The organism is Serratia sp. DD3, assembly GCF_000496755.2.
Window position 1 is genome coordinate 98,859 of record NZ_AYKS02000071.1, and the last position, 13,961, is coordinate 112,819.

General features: G+C 49.5%; 16 protein-coding genes. 7 read left to right on the forward strand and 9 right to left on the reverse strand.

What is annotated here, in order from left to right:
* The first annotated feature begins 56 nt into the window (after positions 1-56).
* Entirely contained in the window at positions 57-698 is a 642-nt protein-coding gene (gene pyrE, locus IO95_RS12900; protein WP_023490027.1) for an orotate phosphoribosyltransferase, read from the forward strand.
* 65 nt (positions 699-763) lie between these two features.
* Here the strand turns inward: pyrE and slmA are convergent, their stop codons facing one another.
* From slmA to coaBC, 3 genes are all read right to left on the reverse strand, one after another.
* Complete coding sequence (gene slmA, locus IO95_RS12905) at positions 764-1,360, reverse strand: nucleoid occlusion factor SlmA (RefSeq protein ID WP_023490028.1); 597 nt, start codon at positions 1,358-1,360, stop codon at positions 764-766.
* A 219-nt stretch (positions 1,361-1,579) separates the two neighbouring features.
* Complete coding sequence (gene dut, locus IO95_RS12910; RefSeq protein WP_023490029.1) at positions 1,580-2,038, reverse strand: dUTP diphosphatase; 459 nt, start codon at positions 2,036-2,038, stop codon at positions 1,580-1,582.
* Entirely contained in the window at positions 2,016-3,233 is a 1,218-nt protein-coding gene (gene coaBC, locus IO95_RS12915) for a bifunctional phosphopantothenoylcysteine decarboxylase/phosphopantothenate--cysteine ligase CoaBC (RefSeq protein ID WP_023490030.1), read from the reverse strand. The genes dut and coaBC overlap by 23 nt, the downstream gene beginning before the upstream one ends.
* A gap of 196 nt (positions 3,234-3,429) precedes the next feature.
* On the opposite strand from coaBC, the gene radC reads away from it, so the two are divergent.
* From radC to mutM, 4 genes are all read left to right on the forward strand, one after another.
* The gene (radC, locus tag IO95_RS12920) at positions 3,430-4,098 is read left to right on the forward strand and encodes a DNA repair protein RadC (protein WP_200874164.1); all 669 of its coding nucleotides are present in this window, start codon (positions 3,430-3,432) and stop codon (positions 4,096-4,098) included.
* A gap of 262 nt (positions 4,099-4,360) precedes the next feature.
* Complete coding sequence (gene rpmB / locus IO95_RS12925) at positions 4,361-4,597, forward strand: 50S ribosomal protein L28 (RefSeq protein ID WP_004931195.1); 237 nt, start codon at positions 4,361-4,363, stop codon at positions 4,595-4,597.
* An 11-nt stretch (positions 4,598-4,608) separates the two neighbouring features.
* On the forward strand, positions 4,609-4,776 hold the full coding sequence (rpmG, locus tag IO95_RS12930) for a 50S ribosomal protein L33 (protein ID WP_002208990.1): 168 nt from the start codon (positions 4,609-4,611) through the stop codon (positions 4,774-4,776).
* 127 nt (positions 4,777-4,903) lie between these two features.
* Positions 4,904-5,713: a bifunctional DNA-formamidopyrimidine glycosylase/DNA-(apurinic or apyrimidinic site) lyase gene (mutM, locus tag IO95_RS12935; protein ID WP_023490032.1), complete on the forward strand. Its 810-nt coding sequence runs from the start codon at positions 4,904-4,906 to the stop codon at positions 5,711-5,713.
* Here the strand turns inward: mutM and coaD are convergent, their stop codons facing one another.
* From coaD to waaA, 3 genes are all read right to left on the reverse strand, one after another.
* Entirely contained in the window at positions 5,714-6,199 is a 486-nt protein-coding gene (gene coaD, locus IO95_RS12940) for a pantetheine-phosphate adenylyltransferase (protein ID WP_023490033.1), read from the reverse strand.
* A gap of 62 nt (positions 6,200-6,261) precedes the next feature.
* Positions 6,262-7,032, reverse strand: coding sequence for a glycosyltransferase family 2 protein (locus tag IO95_RS12945; RefSeq protein ID WP_023490034.1), 771 nt, complete (start codon positions 7,030-7,032; stop codon positions 6,262-6,264).
* Positions 7,033-8,310 (reverse strand): lipid IV(A) 3-deoxy-D-manno-octulosonic acid transferase, encoded by a 1,278-nt coding sequence (waaA, locus tag IO95_RS12950; RefSeq protein WP_023490035.1) that lies wholly within the window; start codon positions 8,308-8,310, stop codon positions 7,033-7,035.
* Between the two features lie 123 nt (positions 8,311-8,433).
* Between waaA and IO95_RS12955 the strand changes: the two genes are divergently transcribed.
* Positions 8,434-9,450, forward strand: coding sequence for a glycosyltransferase family 9 protein (locus IO95_RS12955; protein ID WP_037384833.1), 1,017 nt, complete (start codon positions 8,434-8,436; stop codon positions 9,448-9,450).
* A 33-nt stretch (positions 9,451-9,483) separates the two neighbouring features.
* Here IO95_RS12955 and IO95_RS12960 read toward each other — a convergent pair whose 3' ends face one another.
* From IO95_RS12960 to rfaQ, 3 genes are read right to left on the reverse strand one after another with little or no spacing between them, the layout of a single operon-like run.
* Entirely contained in the window at positions 9,484-10,581 is a 1,098-nt protein-coding gene (locus IO95_RS12960; RefSeq protein ID WP_023492583.1) for a glycosyltransferase, read from the reverse strand.
* A 2-nt stretch (positions 10,582-10,583) separates the two neighbouring features.
* Positions 10,584-11,711, reverse strand: a complete 1,128-nt coding sequence (locus tag IO95_RS12965; protein WP_023492584.1) for a glycosyltransferase family 4 protein — start codon at positions 11,709-11,711, stop codon at positions 10,584-10,586.
* On the reverse strand, positions 11,708-12,790 hold the full coding sequence (rfaQ, locus tag IO95_RS12970) for a putative lipopolysaccharide heptosyltransferase III (protein WP_023492585.1): 1,083 nt from the start codon (positions 12,788-12,790) through the stop codon (positions 11,708-11,710). Before rfaQ ends, IO95_RS12965 begins: the two co-directional genes overlap by 4 nt.
* Positions 12,791-13,004: 214 nt before the next feature.
* On the opposite strand from rfaQ, the gene IO95_RS12975 reads away from it, so the two are divergent.
* Positions 13,005-13,961, forward strand: coding sequence for a polysaccharide deacetylase family protein (locus IO95_RS12975; protein ID WP_037384831.1), 957 nt, complete (start codon positions 13,005-13,007; stop codon positions 13,959-13,961).

Sequence of the window (13,961 nt, forward strand, 5' to 3'; positions counted from 1 at the left end):
AACTTAAATTTGCAACCACAGCATAAACATTACAGTTCAGACGAGGAAAGTGAGTCATGAAAGCCTATCAGCGCCAGTTTATTGAATTCGCGCTTAGCAAACAGGTACTGAAATTCGGTGAGTTCACCTTGAAATCGGGACGTACCAGCCCTTATTTTTTTAATGCTGGCCTGTTTAATACCGGGCGCGATCTGGCGTTATTAGGGCGTTTCTATGCTGAAGCCTTGGTGGATTCTGGTATTGATTTTGATCTGCTGTTTGGCCCAGCCTATAAGGGCATTCCCATTGCTACGACCACCGCGGTCGCACTGGCGGAACATCATGACCGAGATATGCCTTATTGCTTTAACCGTAAAGAGGCCAAGGATCATGGCGAAGGTGGCACTTTGGTGGGGAGTCCACTGCAAGGGCGGGTGATGCTGGTGGATGATGTGATCACCGCAGGGACGGCGATTCGTGAGTCAATGGAGATTATCCAGGCTCATCATGCCACTTTGGCTGGGGTGCTGATCTCCCTTGATCGCCAAGAGCGCGGCCGTGCTGATGTTTCGGCAATTCAGGAAGTAGAGCGCGATTATCACTGTAAAGTGATCTCAATTATTACGCTCAAGGAGCTGATTGCTTATCTGGAAGAGAAACCGGAGATGGCTGAACATTTGGCAGCGGTGCGGGCGTATCGCGAACAGTACGGAGTATAAAGAGTGATGCCGGGTTAACCCCGGCACCTCATTCATCACTATTTAAGTAGCGCTACTTCAAAAGATTATTGCAACTGTGCTGCCAGGAGTGGCCAGCGGGCATCGAAATCCTGTGTTGGACTGTAGCGGAATTCAGACCGGATATAGCGTGAAAATAGCCCTTCGCAAAATGCCAATAATTGGCTGGCCAGCAACGTTTCATCAACGTTAAAGCCTTTCCCTTCACGCAGTTTACGTTCCTTCAGCACCTGACGCAGCTGTGCTTCAATACGTTCAAACAACTGGTTGATCCTACCCTGCAGGCGATCTTGCTCAAACATCAGTGCATGCCCGGTGATGATACGTGTCAGGCCTGGATTGCGCTCAGCAAACCCAAGTAGGAGTAGCATAATTAGGCGCAGACGGTTGAGTGTCTCTTTTTCATCCTGCAGGATCAAATTGATGCGCGTTATCAGGGTGTCTTCAATAAACTCGATCAGGCTATCAAACATTCGTGTCTTGCTAGGGAAGTGCCGGTAAAGGGCTGCCTCAGAGACACCTACGTTCGCGGCAAGCTTGGCTGTGGTGATACGCTGGCTGCCATCGCTGGATTCCAGCATCTGGGCTAACGCCTGCAGTATGTCCTCGCGCCGATTCCTTTTGGTATTTTCTTTTTCTGCCATGTGTAATAAGACCCTTGCTAAAACAGCCGACACCCACCGTCTTTCAAACTGCTGTCGGGCAATTTGAATCAACCTGGATATAAGCCAAAAGTTTCTCCGACAATGATTCTGCGTGTGACCTGGTATTCGGTATTTTATTGTCGGGTAAACCTTGCCATAGAGATGTCTTCCTCTTTTGGGCAGCAAGGTTTTCAGTGATCATCTTAAGATAGAGCAACCCTATTGGCGTCCCGAATGGCCGAAACCACCGGCTCCACGCTCGCTACTATCAAACTCAGTCACCAGATTGAACTCCGCTTGTACAACTGGCACAAACACCATTTGTGCGATGCGTTCACCGGGTTCAATGGTGAAAGATTTCTGGCCACGGTTCCATACCGACACCATTAATTGGCCTTGGTAATCGGAATCGATCAAGCCAACCAGATTGCCGAGTACCACCCCATGCTTATGGCCCAGACCCGAGCGCGGCAGGATCACTGCGGCAAGACCGGTATCGGCAATATGAATCGCCAGACCGGTGGGGAGTAAAGTGGTTTCGCCGGGTGCCAACTCGACAGCACTGTCCAGACAGGCGCGCAGATCAAGACCAGCAGAGCCTGGGGTAGCATAGGTCGGTAATGGGAAATCTTGACCGATACGTGGGTCGAGGATCTTAACGTCGATTTTTTTCATCATAACGGCTGATTATCTCGTCTATTAAACGTTGGCCAAGGGATGCCTTGTCACTATGGGCGAGGCGTTTTTCTCCATCTTGCCAAAAAAGATGCAGTGCATTGGTATCACTATTAAAACCATGCTCTGCAAGCGATACATTGTTAGCGCAGATTAAATCCAGTTTTTTACGCGCCAGTTTTTGCCGGGCGTATTCTTCCACATTCTGGGTTTCTGCCGCAAACCCGACGACAAAAGGTCGATTTTTGTTCATCAGGGCAACACCCGCAACGATGTCGGGATTTTTTACCATTTTAAGGGTGATGGTATCACCCTGTTTTTTGATTTTTTCATTGGCAACCTGCTCTGCCCGATAGTCAGCGACGGCGGCACAGGCAATAAAAATATCTTGTTGTTCGACCTGTTGCTTTACTGCTTGTTCCATTTCCAGTGCACTGATGACATCCACACGAGTTACGCCAGGGGGCGTTGGCAGGTTTACCGGCCCGGCCACTAACGTCACTTGTGCACCACGAGCAGCAGCAGCATGGGCGATGGCAAAGCCCATTTTGCCGGAGCTGTGGTTGCTGATAAAGCGCACTGGGTCCAGCGCCTCGCGAGTAGGACCCGCGGTAATCATAATTTTTAATTGTTTCAGATCTTGTGGCGCAGAAAAATAGCTCTCTGCCAGTTCAATGATCTGCAGAGGGTCCAACATGCGCCCAGGCCCAACGTCGCCACAAGCCTGGCTGCCACAATCTGGCCCCCATAATAGCAAACCACGGGCTTGCAAGGTTTGCAGATTCGCTTGGGTGGCGGTTGCGCGATACATTTGCTGGTTCATGGCCGGGGCTGCGGCGATGGGGGCATCGGTTGCCAAGCAGACGGTGGTTAACAAATCGTTAGCCATACCGGCGGTGATACGAGCCAGCAGATCAGCGGTGGCGGGAGCCAGGATCACCAAATCAGCCCATTTACCTAATTCGATATGTCCCATGGCAGCTTCCGCCGCAGGGTCGAGGAGATCGTCGGAAACCGGGTGGCCGGAAACCGCTTGCAGTGTCAGTGGGGTAATAAATGCTTTGGCGGCGGTGGTCATTACCACCCGTACCTCTGCCCCCCTGTCGCGCAGTCGCCGTACCAACTCTGGGCATTTGTAAGCAGCGATACCGCCACTGATACCCAGCACAATATGTTTACCGGAAAGTCCCGTCATCATGATTGTCCGATTGAAAATCTAAAGATGCAGCATATTAGCATAACCACTGCCAGGGAGCGCGATTCTGCTGTGTATGCAGCCAGTTGCATGGTGGTTTTCGCTATGCATCGCAATGTTATCAAGCACCTGTCGCAGTCCAAAATCCCTCGAGGCATACTCTGTGGCTTGCAGGGAGGAGGCGATGAGTAGTCAAGATATGTCTATATGGCCAGGGGCTCTGGCGCCCAGAGAGAAACTGATGCGTGATGGTGCGGCGGCGCTGTCTGACATCGAGTTGTTGGCAATTTTTTTACGAACAGGTTCACCAGGCGTGCATGTTTCACAACGTGCTGAACAGTTATTGGCACATTTTGGCTCGCTGTATCACCTTATTTCGGCTGATTACCAACAATTTTGCAGCCAGAAAGGGTTAGGGATAGCGACGTATACACAGCTACAGGCGATTTCTGAATTGGCTTTCCGGTTATTTTCTGGCCCCCATCTGTTGGAGAATGCTCTACTCAATCCGAAAATTACCCAGCATTATTTGCATAGTTTGCTGGCTCATCACGAACGGGAGGTTTTTTTAGTGCTTTTTTTGGATAATCAACACCGGGTGATTCGCCATCAGGAGATGTTTGCTGGTACCATTAATAGTGTCGTCGTGCACCCAAGAGAAATTGTGCGTGAAGCGTTGAAGGCTAATGCAGCGGCCATCATTTTGGCGCATAATCACCCATCGGGTAAGGCGGAACCTAGCCACGCTGACCGTTCAATAACCGAGCAAGTGGTCAATGCCTGCCGATTATTGGAGATCCGAGTGCTCGATCATGTGGTGATTGGCCGGGGAGAATGCGTCTCTTTTGCTGAGCGTGGATGGCTTTAAGTCACTTTTTCGCGATCCTTGTGGGATCTTTATTTGTTCGGGACTTGAGCACTTACGCTTCAGAGCGTATACTACGCCACCTTTGAGAATCTTGGGTTTGGCGTTAAGAGCCTATCTCAGCAGGTTTCTGACCTGATGTGTGGTTTCTGACCTGATGACGAGAGTCTCCTCAGTATGAAGTTTGCTGAGATGGGCTCTAAAAGCCTGACGAGGCGGCCATACCCCTTTGAGCTCGAGCTGATTTGATTTTTGGAGAATAGACATGTCCCGAGTCTGCCAAGTTACTGGCAAGCGCCCGGTGAGCGGTAACAACCGTTCCCACGCAATGAACGCGACTAAACGCCGTTTTCTGCCTAACCTGCACTCACACCGTTTTTGGGTTGAGGCTGAGAAGCGCTTTGTCACTCTGCGTGTATCTGCTAAAGGTATGCGTGTTATTGATAAGAAGGGTATTGAGACGGTTTTGGCCGATCTACGTGCCCGTGGTGAGAAGTATTAAGGAACTGAATCATGGCTAAAGGTGTTCGCGAGAAGATCAAGCTGGTTTCTTCTGCTGGTACTGGTCACTTCTATACCACTACGAAGAACAAGCGTACTAAGCCGGAAAAATTGGAACTGAAGAAATTCGATCCAGTTGTCCGTCAACACGTGCTCTACAAAGAAGCTAAAATTAAATAATTTTAGTGGATTATAATAAAAACCCGGTCTAGGCCGGGTTTTTTTCGTTGTATCACTCAGTAAGCCAAGTTGTTGTCGCCGATATCCCTTGTAGCTTGGAGTAACAAAAGCAGAGAAGGAGCCTGGTATGCCTGAATTACCTGAAGTCGAAACCAGCCGCCGTGGCATTGAGCCTTATCTTGTTGGTCACCACATTCAGTATGCGGTGGTACGTAATTCTCGCCTGCGTTGGCCGGTTTCAGAACAGATCCTGTCATTGAGTGATCGGTTGGTACGTAGTGTGCAACGCCGTGCTAAATACTTGCTGATTGAGTTAGATGATGGCTGGATTATTGTTCACTTAGGCATGTCTGGCAGTTTGCGCATGCTGACAGAGGAGACTGAAGCCGGTAAGCATGATCATGTTGATCTGGTGATGAGCAATGGCATGATCCTGCGTTATACCGATCCGCGCCGTTTTGGTGCCTGGCTGTGGTGTGCAGATCTTGCGCAGAGCTCGGTGTTAGCTCATCTTGGCCCGGAGCCGTTGAGCGAAACTTTCAATGGTACTTATCTCTACCAGAAATCCCGCGACAAACGCACATTGATTAAGCCTTGGTTGATGGATAACAAACTGGTGGTTGGGGTGGGTAATATCTATGCCAGTGAATCACTGTTCAGTGCGGGGATCTTGCCGGGTCGTCAAGCAGGGTCATTAAGCCAAGCAGAGGCAGAGTTGTTGGCAGCAACCATCAAGGCGGTTTTACTACAATCCATTAAACAAGGCGGCACGACATTGCGTGATTTTCTGCAATCAGATGGCAAACCTGGGTATTTTGCGCAACAACTGCAGGTTTACGGCCGAGCAGGAGAGCCCTGCCGCGTCTGTGGTACCTTGATTGATAGCACAAAACACGGGCAGCGCAGCACCTTTTTCTGCCGCAACTGCCAGCATTGATTACTGTTTGGCGAGTTTTTCCATTAATGCCTTGGCAACGACATCAGGCAGAAAGGCGGTGATATCACCGCCATGGCGAGCGACTTCTTTCACCAGTGTTGAAGAGATGAATGACCACTGTTCCGATGGCATCAAAAAGACGCTTTCAAGCTGTGGCATCAGGTGGCGATTCATATTTGCCAACTGTAATTCATATTCAAAATCAGACACGGCGCGCAGGCCACGTACCAGAATATTGGCATTCTGATGGGCGGCAAAGTGTGCCATCAGCTCACTGAAACCCTGTACTTCAACATTATCCAGATGCGCGGTTACCTGTGTAGCCAAGGCTACGCGCTCTTCCAGCGTAAACAGAGGTTTTTTGCTCGAGCTGGCGGCAATAGCCAAGATGATGTGATCAAACATCTTTGAGGCGCGCGTGACTAAATCCAGATGACCATTGGTCATGGGATCGAAAGTGCCAGGATAGATTGCTTTGCTGCTCATCACTCATATTCTCTGAATAGACCTAACGACCTTCAAGAAGCAGCATGGCTGTATCTTGAGGGTTATTGGGTAACGTTACGTCCCAATGCCCACAGTGCGGCATATTTATTGAAAGTATATTGCGCGTTGACCATGGCTAACAGCAAGCCTTGTTTACCGTCAAGAAAACCAGCCCGTAGCAACCAGGTTTTGCAGAAGGCTCCCAAGGTGTGGGTAAGGATCGACAAGTAACCACAGCGTTTACCTGCCTGATGGCGCTGGGCAGCCCACTGTTCGGCGTAATGCAGTTGTTTGCGCTGAAAAGCAAAAAAGTCGCGGCAGGTCAGGTGTAGCAAATCACCTTTTAATGGCACAATTTTGGCGCCCGCCGTATTGAGTGACTCGTGAACTAAATCATCGTTGTAACGATAATGGGCGTTGGCATACAACCGATTGACCCGATCTGGGTACCAACCACTATGGCGCATAAAGCGGCCAAGGAACAGGTTGCGGCGCCCAAGGCTGTAGACCACGTTGTCTTCTGCAGTTACCAGCGCTTGTTCAATCGATTGGCGTAGTTCTGGCGTGACACGCTCATCGGCGTCGATCATCAGAATGTAATCATGGGTGGCGTAGCTTTGCGCTTTTTGGCGTTGCTTGCCAAAACCTTGCCACTCGGTATGCATAAATACTTTAGCACCGAGGCTTTCCGCCAAGGCGACAGAACCGTCTGTACTGCCGGAATCGAGAACGATGATTTCATCAGCCCAAGAGACCGATTGCAGACACTCAGGCAACAGCTCGGCTTCGTTTTTAGCGATCATCACAACCGAAAGACGTTTACGGTCGCTCATTTAGTGACTCCGTGGCGGCAGATAGGGTTGCAGCAATTGTAGCAGATGCTGCAGTGCTCCCTGATTCTGATACAACACCTCAACGGCATGACGGCCATAGTAATGGCGGTAATCTTCATCAGTCAGTAATGTCGCTACTTCTTTTACCAGAGCATCGACATCATTGACCGTGATAAGTCCCCCCGCTTCGGTGAGCTTGGCACAGATATCTTTGAAGTTGAAGGTATGCGGCCCCATCAGGACCGGAATGGCATGCGCAGCAGCCTCCAAGGGATTATGCCCCCCACGTTCCACCAGGCTGCCACCAACAAAAGCCAAATCGGCAATGCCATACAGCAGCATCAACTCCCCCATGGTATCGCCAATCACCACCTGCGTACTACCGGAGGGGATCTCACCACTGCTACGAGTGATATAGCTAAAACCCGCTTTTTGTGCCAGTGCCTTAGCGGTAGGGAAGCGTTCTGGATGGCGTGGTACCAAAATCAGTAATAAGTTCGGGTAGGTGATCAATAACCTGCGGTGAGCCTCGAGCAACAAGGTTTCTTCACCCTCATGCGTGCTGGTGGCGATCCACACCGGACGGCGTGGTGCCCATTGGCGGCGTAGCGTAATGGCCCGCGCGGCAAGTTCTGGTGTCACCGAGATATCGAACTTAAGGCTACCGGTGATAGCCAGTTGAGAGCGTTTTAAGCCAAGGGCAAGAAAGCGCTCACCATCCTCATGATTTTGAGCGGCAATCAAGGTAATATGCTGCAGGATATCTTGAATAAATCCGCCAATTTTTTTATAGCCTGCTGCGGAGCGTGCAGAAAGGCGAGCATTGGCGATGACCAACGGGATTTGGCGTTGATACAGCCCATTGATTAGGTTTGGCCAAAGTTCGGTCTCCATGATGATCACCAGCTTAGGCTCAACCTGCTTGAGAAAACGGCGTATGGAACCCGGCAAGTCATAAGGGAGATAGACGTGGTGAACATCTTTACCAAAGGCGGATTGCACACGCTCAGAGCCGGTTGGTGTCATGGTGGTGACGGTAATCGGCAGGTAGGGATAACGGTGACGCAGCGCTCGAACTAACGGGATTGCGGCCAGGGTTTCGCCAACGGAAACTGAATGCAACATAATACCGCCCGGCACCACTTTTCCGGCGCAGAAACCGTAGCGTTCAGCCCAGCGTTTACGATAGGCAGGCGCTTTGCGGCTACGCCATAGCAAACGGAGCCAGATCAGAGGTTGGATAAGGTAGAGTAGTACCTGATATACACGAAGCAGCATGCTATCAATTTCATTTATATGCGTTATTCTGAATAGTATCATATCCAGCACGGAAAGGTGCTAGTTTGGTGGTTTGAAGAGCGCTGGCGACGACTGACACAAGATTTGGCTGATAGGTTTGGAATGAAGAATATTTTAATTATACGCCGTGACAATATTGGTGATTTGGTTTGTACCACTCCATTGATTGAAGGAGTGAAAATTGCCTACCCTGATGCAAAACTGTATCTGTTGATCAATAAAGTCAGCCAAGACGTGGTGAAGCATAACCCCCACCTTGAAAAGGTATTCGTGTATAAAAAGGCGAAACATAAAGCCAAGAATGAGACAACACTGGGTGTCTATTTTCAACGGTTAATGATGCTCTGGCAGTTAAGAAAAATAAAATTTGATGCAGTGATCCTCGCTAATCCAGAGCCTTGCAAGTATAGCTTACGCATGGCAAAAATGATTGGGGCTAAAAAGATTATCGGTGCTGATTTAGGCACCAGCGACATTCATCATCCTTTTAAATCAGCTAATTTTCATGGTAAACATCAGGTAGAACGTACCTTTAGCTATTTGTCGGCAATAACGGATAAGGTTATTCCGATTCCACCTGTGCGTGTCTATCTAACCGATGAAGAGCGTCATATCGCCAGGCAACGTTTAAAGGCATTGTTACCTGCCAGCAGTGGGCATCTCTATGCTGTGCATTTCAGTAACCGCAGAGTAAAGAGTAGTTGGCCACTGGAGCGCTATGCTGAGATTATTCGTCACTTAACGACGGATCATCATGCCTCGGTACTGATTTTTTGGTCACCGCCGGGTACGTTGGCTCCAGATGATATTGGTGATGATAAACGCGCTGAACAGTTGTTGATGCAGTGTCAAAATCCGCGAGTGGCGCTGTATCCCACCGCCTCGGTACGTGAGTTGCTAGCCGCATTTGATTTGTGCGATCTGGTGTTGTGCAGTGATGGTGGTCAAATGCACTTGGCTGCGGCATTGAATAAAAAGCAGGTGGTATTTTTTGGTGAGACCAAACCGGAAGAATGGCATCCTTGGTCGGATGATTATCAGATAATACAGGCTACGAGTGGTAACTGTGCTGATATTCCGGTTGAAGAGGTTTGGCAAAAAATGCAACAGTTAAAATAGTTTTAAGCAAAGGCAGGCCAACCCTGCCTATGTTTATTTTTTTAATGCAATATATTGTTCACAAATAGGTTTTAGACCATAACTTAATAATTGTTGATGATTAATTTCGGGAGGGTTGGCATAAATGTTTGCCATCTTTTCCGCTAGAGATTTTTCATTTAATTCGGCCAGTGCATTGCTCATACCTGCTTTTTCCAGGATTTCCTGCGGCCCACCGGGACAACGCGTGCTAACCACTGGAGTCGCACACAGCAATGCCTCAACCAGTACGTTGCCGAAACCTTCATTGTCTGAACTAAGCACCAACATGCGCGCGTGTTTGATAAATGGGAAGGGGTTGGCCTGAAAACCAAGAAATTGTACTTGTTCATGGATCCCCAACTCTTGCGCTAACTGTTTTGTCTCTTCGACTATTTTTTCTTCTCCGCCACCCAGTAATACCAAAGGGGCTTTAATACCGGAGAGCGCATAGGCTTTCAGCAAGCGGTCATGGCGCTTGTGTGGATGGAAACGGCCTACATGTATCAGATAATCTTTGCCTGCTAACATGCAGGGCTCGGCGGCTTCTTGTTCTATTGCTTTGATATCGAAAGGATTGTTGATTATTTCCAATCGATTGGGCTCAATTCTTAAATTTTGATGCAGGTCATGGCCTACCGCCTGTGAGACGGCAACAATATTTTTGTGCTGATAGATACTTGCTATCTTGCGGCGCTTTAACCAGCGATCCAGCCCAGCTCGGTGGCCCAGATAGGAAGTGGAAAGAATACCGTGTATGCAGAACCAGAGACGTTGCTGATCAATCACTTTACTACGGCTGACAATACGATCCGTCTTATGCAGGTTAGAGAACACCAGGTCATAACGGCCCTTTTGCTGTTCATTGGTACTAATTGTTCGGTCCAGCATGGCAGCACGACGTGACAGCTCAGTCAATTTGCGCCAGGGTGTCCTGCAGGTGTCGGGAATCACTTGATAATTAATCCCAGCAGGGATGGGATAGTTACAGATATCACGCAGTGAAATCAGGCTGATGTCATGCCCTGCTTGCTGCATGCCTTGGCATAACGTCAGTACTACCTTTTCTGCCCCGCCACCAGGCAGACCGTCGATAATCATCAGAATACGCATAGTTAATCCAGCAGTCGGTTATAGAGTGCAATAAGTTGTTCTGAGAGTTGTGTCGGTGTTGCCGACATAATACGCTGCCTTGCCGTTTCTCCCATGGCGGACCCCAACGCTTGCCGAGGTAATGCATCAATTGCTTCGGTCAGCGCGCGAATATCCAGTGCATCGCTGACAAATCCATTTGCACCTGGGGTGATAAACTCGGCTCCACCGCAGGTGGTACTGGTGATCACCGGTAATCCACATGACATCGCTTCCAGGATTACATTGGGGAAGGGGTCGTATAAGGTTGGCAGCAGCAGAGCATCTGCAGCTTGGTAGAACGGCAGGGTTTGTTGCTGCACGCCCATAAAGCGCACTCGGTGGCCACAACCCAGTGACTGCGCCAGTGCTCGGTAACGTTGCTCGGCTTTGTCTTTACCCACGACCAATAGATAACTCTCTGTTGCGGCTACCGCACGGATGGCTGCTGCCAGACCTTTACGTTCAAAACCGGAACCGACAAAGACCAGGCAGTGTGCTTGTTGGGGAAGTTGAAATTGCGCGCGCAGTTGTTGCCGTTGCTGTTCACCCGCAGGTAAAAATTTCTGGTTATCAATAGCGTTGTAGATCACGCTGATTTTATCCGCAGGGACGCTAAAGTCGTCGATAATTTCTTGCTTGATCATTTCGGCATTACAAATCACCGCTTTTAACTCAGGTGCGGCATACATGGCGCGTTCAGCGCACATGACATAACGATGGTAACGGTTAGAGAATAACCATTTGCGCCGCCATTCCGGCAGCAGGCGTGCTCGCTGCAACAGCCAGCGGCGGTGTACACCATCACCCGCACGATAAATATCGCAGCCAGGGATGCGCTCATGACTTTGTACCAGATCGAAATGCTCTTTTTGCCACAAGGCTCTAGCGGCCTGCGCAAAACCACGCTCGCGGCTGATACGGCCAAATTTCATCGGATTGCACAGATGGATATGCCATTGCGGATTGGCATCACCTTGCCATTCTCGGGTGATAACGTTCAGATCCAGATCCTGTTGCTCGAGAGCCTCCAGTGCCCGGGAAACAAAACGTTCTGCCCCGCCATCTGGGCGGTATTTTTGGCGAACAATCGCCAAACGAAATGCTTTCATGCCAGGGTGCTCCGCGCGGCTGCAATCACCACGTCTGTAGGAATAATGTTGAGGTAACGCTCATCAGTGCGGGTATTAACCGCATCAGGGTCTGGCAGTTCGCCATAGTTCCCCGCCCAAATTACCTGGCCGATGACTTGCCAAGGGCGCCAGAATGTCAATTTTGATGGCCCGAAAAGCGCCACGCAAGGCGTCTGTAATGCTGCTGCCATATGCATAGGGACAGAGTCGACACCCATAAACAGTTTGGCGTGATCAATCAGTGCAGCCAACTGCCGCAGCGTCAGTTGCCCTGCCAGGGAAACGATACCTGGCTGTGGGCACAGCTCCAGTATTTGCTTGACCATCTGCTGCTCTTTGGTATCGGGCCCGGAGGTTATCACTAATTGGTGTCCATCAGCCTGTAGTGCGCTGATGGTAGCGGCCATTTTTTCTTCACTCCAACATTTAAAGAACCAGCGTGACGTGGGTTGTACCACAATATAGCTATCCTTGATGCCATGCTGGCGTAAAAGTTGTTGGCTGGCTTGCCAGTCTTGCGCGCTGTAACTCATGGTGACTTGCTGGCTGAGATTCGGTAAACCGAGCGGTTGCAGCAATGAAAGGTTCTGCTCAACAGTGTGCAGATGCTGATGTTCAGCCACCGAGACCAATCGACTATGGCAATGGCGCCACAGAAAACCTCGGCGTTTGGGAAAATCGAACCCCAGGCGGATGCGCGCCCCCGTTAAACGTGAAAGTAGCGCGCTGCGCCACTGATCGGCAAGATTGATCACCAGATCGTATCGTTGGGCTCGGAGCTGACGGATCAAACGCCACTCATGGCTGAGATGAGCTTTGAGGCCCTGCTTTTTCCATTGGCGATCGATAACAAATATCTGTGATAGTGCCGGGTTGCTGGCCAGCATATCTTGCGTTTCTTGATATAGTAATATGTCTATCTGGGCTTGGGGGTAGTTCTGTCGCAAAGTATTGATGACTGGGGTAGTCAGCAGCATATCGCCGTGATGGCGCAGTTTAATGATCAGAATATGCTGTATTGGCGTGGCAGAAGCCGAGGCTAACGCGTCGTTCATCATAAGTCGCTTTCAGTGAAACCAAAGTGTGATTCTAAATGACCTAATCGTATGTTGCTACTATTGCCAAGTTTTCTTACCGATAACGAAAATCTCCCCTGACGATCAAAGCCTCGGACAGTCTGATGACAAAGTTGTTTGCCCTGAAGAAATCAGCTGCGTAACATGTATGCCTTATGAGTATCAGCCCGCTGCTTGCACAACAACAGGTATCTTTATGAGCGTACCAGCGTTTCTTATTACCATTGATACTGAAGGCGATAACCTTTGGCAAAATCATGATCGTATTTTGACCGAGAACAGCCGTTTTTTGCCGCGATTTCAAGCGCTGTGTGAAAAATATGGGTTCAAGCCAGTTTATCTAACCAATTATGAGATGGCAGTGGATGCGCACTATATCGAATTTGCCCGTGATGTGATTGCCCGCGGCACCGCCGAAGTGGGTATGCATCTGCATGCCTGGAACAGCCCCCCACTTGAGCCACTGACTGACAATGACTGGCGCCATAAGCCTTATCTGATTGAATATCCCGCTAATCAGATCCGTGCCAAAGTCGATCATATGACTAAGTTGCTGGAAGATACCTTTCAAACCAAGATGCGCAGCCACCGTGCCGGGCGCTGGGCGTTTAATGAGTTTTATGCGTCACTTTTGCTGGAATATGGCTATCAGGTAGATTGTTCGGTCACTCCACGGGTTAACTGGCAGTATTCACCGGGCAATCCCCAAGGTAACGGCGGAACTGATTATCGCCATTTTCCCTCTCAGGCTTATTTTATTGACCCAGCCAATATTGCCAAACCCGGTAACTCGATGTTGCTGGAAGTTCCTATGAGTATTCAGTATAAACACTCTGCGTTGATGAATTTGCTCAAGCAAGGTTATGATCGTTTTCGCGGTAAAAAACGCTCACCATCAGTAGATTGGCTGCGGCCATCCGGTCATAATCTGGCAAAAATGAAGCGAGTGGCGGAAAATTCGCTGGCACAAGGGCATGATTATGTTGAGTTTATGCTTCACTCTTCCGAGTTTATGCCCGGTGGTAGCCCGACCTTTAAAAACGAGCAGGATATTGAAGCCTTGTATCGGGATTTAGAACAGTTATTTGATTGGCTACAGCAACGCACGGTGGGTATGACGTTGGCTGAATATTATCAGGTTAAAGTGAATTAA

Bases quoted from the DNA above. Each gene is read 5' to 3' on its own strand.
- pyrE (WP_023490027.1), top strand. From the start codon at position 57: ATGAAAGCCTATCAGCGCCAGTTTATTGAATTCGCGCTTAGCAAACAG.
- slmA (WP_023490028.1), bottom strand. From the start codon at position 1,360: ATGGCAGAAAAAGAAAATACCAAAAGGAATCGGCGCGAGGACATACTG.
- dut (WP_023490029.1), bottom strand. From the start codon at position 2,038: ATGATGAAAAAAATCGACGTTAAGATCCTCGACCCACGTATCGGTCAA.
- coaBC (WP_023490030.1), bottom strand. From the start codon at position 3,233: ATGATGACGGGACTTTCCGGTAAACATATTGTGCTGGGTATCAGTGGC.
- radC (WP_200874164.1), top strand. From the start codon at position 3,430: ATGTCTATATGGCCAGGGGCTCTGGCGCCCAGAGAGAAACTGATGCGT.
- rpmB (WP_004931195.1), top strand. From the start codon at position 4,361: ATGTCCCGAGTCTGCCAAGTTACTGGCAAGCGCCCGGTGAGCGGTAAC.
- rpmG (WP_002208990.1), top strand. From the start codon at position 4,609: ATGGCTAAAGGTGTTCGCGAGAAGATCAAGCTGGTTTCTTCTGCTGGT.
- mutM (WP_023490032.1), top strand. From the start codon at position 4,904: ATGCCTGAATTACCTGAAGTCGAAACCAGCCGCCGTGGCATTGAGCCT.
- coaD (WP_023490033.1), bottom strand. From the start codon at position 6,199: ATGAGCAGCAAAGCAATCTATCCTGGCACTTTCGATCCCATGACCAAT.
- IO95_RS12945 (WP_023490034.1), bottom strand. From the start codon at position 7,032: ATGAGCGACCGTAAACGTCTTTCGGTTGTGATGATCGCTAAAAACGAA.
- waaA (WP_023490035.1), bottom strand. From the start codon at position 8,310: ATGCTGCTTCGTGTATATCAGGTACTACTCTACCTTATCCAACCTCTG.
- IO95_RS12955 (WP_037384833.1), top strand. From the start codon at position 8,434: ATGAAGAATATTTTAATTATACGCCGTGACAATATTGGTGATTTGGTT.
- IO95_RS12960 (WP_023492583.1), bottom strand. From the start codon at position 10,581: ATGCGTATTCTGATGATTATCGACGGTCTGCCTGGTGGCGGGGCAGAA.
- IO95_RS12965 (WP_023492584.1), bottom strand. From the start codon at position 11,711: ATGAAAGCATTTCGTTTGGCGATTGTTCGCCAAAAATACCGCCCAGAT.
- rfaQ (WP_023492585.1), bottom strand. From the start codon at position 12,790: ATGATGAACGACGCGTTAGCCTCGGCTTCTGCCACGCCAATACAGCAT.
- IO95_RS12975 (WP_037384831.1), top strand. From the start codon at position 13,005: ATGAGCGTACCAGCGTTTCTTATTACCATTGATACTGAAGGCGATAAC.